This window comes from Halomonas sp. G15 (assembly GCF_021282295.1).
Lineage (GTDB): Bacteria > Pseudomonadota > Gammaproteobacteria > Pseudomonadales > Halomonadaceae > Halomonas > Halomonas alimentaria.
In genome coordinates this window covers 21,094-27,093 of record NZ_JAJSPA010000045.1, presented here as the reverse complement: position 1 = coordinate 27,093, position 6,000 = coordinate 21,094, and the positions used below count along the sequence as shown (strand labels likewise).

Sequence of the window (6,000 nt, the reverse complement as noted above, 5' to 3'; positions counted from 1 at the left end):
GGCGGTGGTGACCCGGAATCCCGCCCCCGTGAGCCACCCCGCCATCTGCCCCTCCGCTTCCGGCAGCGCCACCTCGAGGGTGGCGAACTCCCGGCGCAGCGGGTAGGCCGCCCGGCAGGCATCGAAGCCGGCGGCCATGCCCTGGCGGCGACTCTCGCGTTGCAGTGCGTCGTGGTCGCGGCGCGGGTCGTAGACGGCGCGCATGGCAAGACGCAGGGCCTCCTCGGCGGAGAGCCCCGGGCCAAGCTCGAGCCGGGCCAGCGGCGGCGCCGGCAGCAGCTCGTCGAGGGTGACGCGACACGGCAGGCCGAACACCCGGCATAGCGCTCGGGTCACCTGGTGGGTACCGCGCAGCTTGCCGTCGAGGCTGTAGCCGGCGATATGCGGGGTGGCGAGCTCGACCGGGTCGCGCAGCGCCGCGTCGATGCCGGGCTCACCCTCCCAGACGTCGAGCACCGCGGAGATATCGCCCTGCCCCGCCAGGCGCGCACGCAGCGCCTGGCCATCGAGGCAGTCACCGCGCCCGGCATTGAGCAGCAGCGTCCCGGGGGCCAGGGCGGCGATGCGCTCGGCATCGAGCAGGTGATGGGTGGCATGGAGGCCCTCGCGCACCAGCGGAGTGTGCAGGCAGAGCACGTCGCACTCGTCGATCAGGGTATCCAGGTCCACGAAGTCGGCAGGCGCACCGCTGCCGGGTGCAACGAGGTCCTCCGCCTCTACCCTGGGCGGGTCGCAGGCCAGGCAGTCGATGCCCATGGCCGAGAGGCGGTGCAGCAGCCGCCCGCCCACGTTGCCGGCGCCGACCACCCCCACGCGCCGCTCGGCGAGCCGCCAGCCCTGGCGCTCGGCCAGGGTCGCGAGGCTCACCAGCACATGGTCGACCACCGCCTCGGCGTTGCAGCCCGGGGCGCTGGCGAAGGCGATGCCGCGTTCGGCCAGCAGCCGGGTATCGACATGGTCGGTACCGATGGTGCAGGTGCCCACGAAGCGCAGACACCGCGCCTCGGCGAGCAGCGCCGCATCGACCCGGGTGATCGAACGTACCACCAGGGCGTCGGCATCGCGCAGGTCGCCGGGGGCGATCTCGCGTCCCGGGCGGCGAACCACCTCCCCCAATGCCCCGAAGCAGGCATCGGCGGCAGGCACATTGGCATCGACGAGGATCTTCATGAACGTTGTTCGCCCCCAGCAAGCCATTACAATAGGCGCCAGCTTACCACTTCGCCGCCCAGGCCGGCACACAGCAGCACGCGGGAGTCACCATGATCATTCGCTGGGAAACCGACCATGACTATGTGCTGGTGCACATCCATCAGGACATGTTCGGCGACTGGATATTCAGCCGCGCCTGGGGCCAGATCGGCACCCAGTTCGGCGGCCTCAAGCACCAGCTGGCCGACGAACGCGACCAGGCAATGATGTGGCTGGCCGACGAGGCCACCATCCAGGCCTCCCGGGGCTTTCGCAAGGTGCTGGAGGTTGAGGACCATAGCCCCGAGGGTCGCGAGGCGGTCAGCCAACTGTCGCTGCTCGAGACGTAAGCAGGAAGCTGAAAGCTGAAAGCTGAAAGCTGAAAGGCAACATATCCCATTACCGTCGCGCTCAAGGGGGTTCTTCCAGCTTCCAGGAGCGAAGCGACGCTCTTCCAGCTCCCGACTACGTCGGGTTACCCCAGATAGCGCCTGCCGCCACGCACCGTCGCCGGCCGCGCTTCCCGGGGCTCCTCCTCGCCGGAAAGCTCGCGCAGGAGTGACGCCCAGGCCGCCTCATCCAGCCAGCCCCGGGGCTTCAGCCAGGCGGCGAGCCGCTCGGGCTCGAAGCCGCGATCGAGCTCGTCGCCCTCACCATCGGCAAGCACCGGGATACGCACGCCGTAGCGCGCCATCAGGCCCTCGTCCTCGCTGATCTCCACACGCTCCAGGACGACCGGCTCGTGGCACAGTCGTGCCAGCAACGCCTCCAGCTGGGTGCAGAGGTGGCAGCCCACAGTGGTGTAGAGGGTCAACTGGATCATGCGTCGCCCCCTTCCCGTGATTCCCGGTGGCGGACCAGGAAGACGTGGTGCAGATCGGGATTCCGAGAGCATGTCAGAGAGCGGGTCGAAGGCCTCATGCCGGGACCTCCCGGTGGCGGATCAGGAAGACGTGGTGCAGATCGGGATTCCGAGAGAAATCGGGGTCGAAGGTCCTCGCCGAGACCTCCGCCACCGCATAGTGATCCGCCAGGTCGGCGTCCAGCGTGAAGCGCCGCTGGTTATTGGAGAACACCAGGGTTCCCCCGGGCGCCAGGCGCGCCATGGCCAGGCGCACCAGCCGGCCATGGTCGCGCTGGATATCCAGGGTATCCTCCATCTTCTTCGAGTTGGAGAAGGTCGGCGGGTCCATGAAGATCAGGTCGAACTCGGCCCGGGCACTCTCCAGCCAGCGCAGGCAGTCGTCACGCACCACCCGATGTCGTCCCGGATCGAGGCGGTTGAGCGCAAAGTTGTCGCGGGCCCACTGCAGGTAGGTGTTGGAGAGGTCGACGCTGACGCTCTCCACCGCACCACCCGCGCTGCCGCTGCCCAGGGCCGCCTGCACGGTAGCCGCCCCGGTGTAGCAGAACAGATTGAGGAAGCGCTTGCCGGCGGCCATCTCGCCGAGCATCCGGCGTACCGGACGATGGTCGAGGAAGAGTCCGGTATCCAGGTAGTCGCGCAGGTTCACCCACAGCCTGGCCGGCCCCTCGTGCACCTCGAAGCGCTCGCCGGTGGCGGCCTGCTTCTGGTACTGGTCGCGTCCGCTCTGGCGCTGGCGTCGCTTGACCACGACCCGTGCGGGGTCCACCTCGAGCACCTCGGGGATCACCGCCAGCGCCTCGAAGAGCCGCTTCTGGGCCTGGCCGGCATCCACCGACTTCGGCGCCGCATACTCCTGCACATGCACCCAGCCAGCATAGACATCCACCGCCAGCGCATACTCCGGCATATCCGCATCGTAGAGGCGATAGCAGCTCTCGCCGCTCTTCTTCAGCCACTTCCTGAGCCGCTTGCGGTTCTTCTCCAGCCGGTTGGCGAACATCTGCGCCCCCTCCGAGCGGGACGGCGGCGTGGCCGTCTCCTCGTCCTCCCGCTCGGGTACCGCCATCAGCAGCAGCTTCGTCTCCAGGGGGCCGTTGCGCAGCGCATACTGCTTGTGGGCACGCAGGCCGATGCGATGGCCCAGGTCGGGGTTGCCGGTGAACACCGCCAGGCGCCAGCCGGGGAAGGCCGCGCGCACCCGCTCGCCCAGCCGGGCGTAGAGGGTCACCAGCTCCGGCAGCTCGCCGAGTCGCTCGCCGTAGGGCGGATTCGTGATCACCAGGCCCGCCGGCGCTTCCTCGAGCCCTTGCGGGCGGGCCAGCTCGGCGAGCCCCGCGCCCTGAAGCTCGATCAGCGCCGGGATGCCGGCACGCATGGCATTGGCCTTGGCCGCGGAGAGCGCCGCCGGGCTCTGGTCGAAACCGTAGAACCGCGAACGGCAGCGCTTGCGACCGATGCTGGCTCGCGCCTCGGCCTCGCGCCGGAGCTCTCGCCATGCCGCCTCGTCGTGCTCCGCCCAGCCATGGAAGCCGAAGCGCTCCCGGGGCAGGTTGGGTGCCATGTCGGCGGCCATCAGTGCCGCCTCGATCAGCAGGGTACCGGCGCCGCACAGCGGATCGACCAGCGGCGCCCCCTGGCGGGCCAGCTCGGGCCAGCCGGCACGCACCAGCAGGGCCGCGGCCAGGTTCTCCTTGAGCGGCGCGTGCCCCACGTCACGACGATAGCCGCGACGGTGCAGGCTCTCGCCGGAGAGGTCGATACCCACCACCAGGCGACCACGGTGGAGATTGGCGTAGAGACGCAGGTCCGGCTGCTTGAGATCCACCGAGGGGCGCGGCAACGCCCGGGCCTGCAGGCGATCGACCACGCCATCCTTGACCGTCTGGGCACCGAAGCGGGTGTGGCGGATCTCCTCGCTGCGTCCATGGAAGTCCACCGCCAGGCTGGCACCGAGCGGCAGGTGCTGCTCCCAGGCCACCGCGGCCACCGCCTCGCGCAGCTGGTCGGGGGTATTCACGCCCTCCTCGCGGACCAGGCACAGGATGACGCGGTTGGCCAGGCGGGACCACAGGCAGAGCCGGTAGGCCGTGGCCAGGTCGGCCCGGACATTCACCGCCCCCACGGTGCTCTTGCCGGGTGCGGCGCCAAGGGCTGCCAGCTCCTCGGCCAGCAGTTCCTCGAGACCGCGGGGGCAGGTCACCAATAGCTCAAGGGAGGACGTGGATGGGGTCGGATTCATCGGCAATCACCGCGAGGCAGTAGGGTAAATGTGTGCCATGTCAGGCAGGTGAACGAGCTGTTACAAATCGGTGGTCGACAACCCGGATCGGGATGGGCTATCAATAGGACAGTAGCTACTGAGAACACGCATGCGTTTCCTGTCATCGGGCCTGCCCTTTCCAGATTCTGGGCCCGTGACATGTTACGGCTCGGGCCGCTTCAACAATCCCCGAGCCAGTCAGATACCTTATCAAGAGGTAGTCCAATGAAACGACAGAAACGTGATCGCTTCCAGCGTGCCTATACGCATGGCTACAAGGCAGGTGTCTCAGGTCGCTCCCGCGATGACTGTCCCAGTCAGGACATCAATCTTCGCGAATACTGGATGAGCGGTTGGCGTGAAGGTCGTGGGGATCATTGGGCCGGCATGACCGGTGTCTCCGGCATCCACAAGAACCCCATGGTGGTGTGAACCCGCTACCCGAACCTATCGAGGTTCACGCTTCCTCAAGCCCGCGGCAAGCCGCGGGCTTTTTGCGTGGGTACGCTGCGGCTCAGGCCCCGTCGCGCACCGCCCGCGCGCACTCCCCAACGAGCGCCGGGCCGTGGTAGATGAAGCCCGAATAGAGCTGTACCAGGTCGGCCCCGGCCTCGCGCTTGGCCAGTGCCGCCGCACCGCTGTCGATGCCACCCACGCCGACGATCGGCATCTCGGGCAGGCGGCGGCGCAGCTCCCGGATCACCGCATTGGAGGCTTCGAACACCGGTCGTCCGGAGAGGCCGCCGGCCTCGTCGGCATGGGCCAGGCCCGCCACCGCCTCGCGGGACACCGTGGTATTGGTGGCAATCACCGCATCGATGGCATTGGCCGCCAGGCAATCGGCCACCAGCCCCACCTCCTCGGCCTCCATGTCCGGGGCGATCTTCACCGCCAGGGGCACGCGGCGACCGCTGTCGCGGTCGAGGCGCGAGCCCGCCTCGCGAAGCGCCGAGAGCAGTCCGTCGAGGTGCTCGCCGAACTGGAGGTTACGCAGCCCCGGGGTGTTGGGCGAGGAGATATTGACGGTGACGTAGTGGGCGTGGGCGTGCACCTTCTCCAGGCAGGTCAGGTAGTCATCCACCGCCTGCTCCACCGGGGTCGTCAGGTTCTTGCCGATATTGATGCCGATTACGCCGTCGAAACGGCTGGCCCTGACCTTCGCGACCAGGTGGTCGACCCCGGCGTTGTTGAAGCCCATGCGGTTGATGATGGCTCCCGCCTCGGGCAGCCGGAACAGCCGCGGCCGTGGATTACCGGGCTGTGGCCTGGGGGTCACGGTGCCGACCTCCACGAAGCCGAAGCCCAGCGCGCCCAGGGCATCGAGGTGGTCGCCATTCTTGTCGAGTCCGGCGGCGAGTCCCACCCGGTTGGGGAAGCGCAGCCCCATCAGCTCCACCGGGTCCGCCACTCGCTCGCCCCCCAGGCGAGCCGCCAGCCCCACCCTGGCGGCCAGGTCCAGCCCGCGCAGGGTCAGGCCGTGGGCTGTCTCGGCGTCCAGACGAAAGAGCAGCGAGCGGGCAAGAGAGTACATGGCGTCTCCGGAGGGTGGCGGTCACGGGCGGGGCGTGAGTATAGCAGCGCCTCCCTGGGGAAACGACGTCGCAGGGGGCAGCCGACGCCGATTTTGTGATCTACTGTAGCCAACCAAGAGACACCGGGGTGTGGAGCACCCGGAACACAC

At 68.6% G+C, this 6,000-nt stretch carries 6 protein-coding genes; 2 read left to right on the top strand and 4 right to left on the bottom strand.

Going from position 1 to position 6,000, the window contains the following annotated elements:
• Positions 1 to 1,170 (bottom strand): 4-phosphoerythronate dehydrogenase PdxB (gene pdxB, locus LWH48_RS15890; protein ID WP_232913315.1); only part of this gene is annotated, 1,170 nt, incomplete at its 3' end.
• A 92-nt stretch (positions 1,171 to 1,262) separates the two neighbouring features.
• Here pdxB and LWH48_RS15885 point away from each other — a divergent pair.
• Complete coding sequence (locus LWH48_RS15885) at positions 1,263 to 1,541, top strand: hypothetical protein (protein ID WP_232913314.1); 279 nt, start codon at positions 1,263 to 1,265, stop codon at positions 1,539 to 1,541.
• Between the two features lie 125 nt (positions 1,542 to 1,666).
• Here the strand turns inward: LWH48_RS15885 and LWH48_RS15880 are convergent, their stop codons facing one another.
• On the bottom strand, positions 1,667 to 2,014 hold the full coding sequence (locus LWH48_RS15880) for a glutaredoxin family protein (RefSeq protein ID WP_232913313.1): 348 nt from the start codon (positions 2,012 to 2,014) through the stop codon (positions 1,667 to 1,669).
• Between the two features lie 94 nt (positions 2,015 to 2,108).
• The gene (gene rlmKL, locus LWH48_RS15875; RefSeq protein WP_232913312.1) at positions 2,109 to 4,298 is read right to left on the bottom strand and encodes a bifunctional 23S rRNA (guanine(2069)-N(7))-methyltransferase RlmK/23S rRNA (guanine(2445)-N(2))-methyltransferase RlmL; all 2,190 of its coding nucleotides are present in this window, start codon (positions 4,296 to 4,298) and stop codon (positions 2,109 to 2,111) included.
• A 246-nt stretch (positions 4,299 to 4,544) separates the two neighbouring features.
• Here rlmKL and rmf point away from each other — a divergent pair, with 246 nt between their 5' ends.
• Positions 4,545 to 4,751, top strand: coding sequence for a ribosome modulation factor (rmf, locus tag LWH48_RS15870; RefSeq protein WP_232913311.1), 207 nt, complete (start codon positions 4,545 to 4,547; stop codon positions 4,749 to 4,751).
• An 82-nt stretch (positions 4,752 to 4,833) separates the two neighbouring features.
• Here rmf and LWH48_RS15865 read toward each other — a convergent pair whose 3' ends face one another.
• Positions 4,834 to 5,850, bottom strand: a complete 1,017-nt coding sequence (locus LWH48_RS15865; protein WP_232913310.1) for a quinone-dependent dihydroorotate dehydrogenase — start codon at positions 5,848 to 5,850, stop codon at positions 4,834 to 4,836.
• Positions 5,851 to 6,000: the final 150 nt, after the last annotated feature.

Coding starts and splice junctions, on each gene's coding strand:
- LWH48_RS15885 (WP_232913314.1), top strand. CDS start 1,263: ATGATCATTCGCTGGGAAACCGACCATGACTATGTGCTGGTGCACATC.
- LWH48_RS15880 (WP_232913313.1), bottom strand. CDS start 2,014: ATGATCCAGTTGACCCTCTACACCACTGTGGGCTGCCACCTCTGCACC.
- rlmKL (WP_232913312.1), bottom strand. CDS start 4,298: ATGAATCCGACCCCATCCACGTCCTCCCTTGAGCTATTGGTGACCTGC.
- rmf (WP_232913311.1), top strand. CDS start 4,545: ATGAAACGACAGAAACGTGATCGCTTCCAGCGTGCCTATACGCATGGC.
- LWH48_RS15865 (WP_232913310.1), bottom strand. CDS start 5,850: ATGTACTCTCTTGCCCGCTCGCTGCTCTTTCGTCTGGACGCCGAGACA.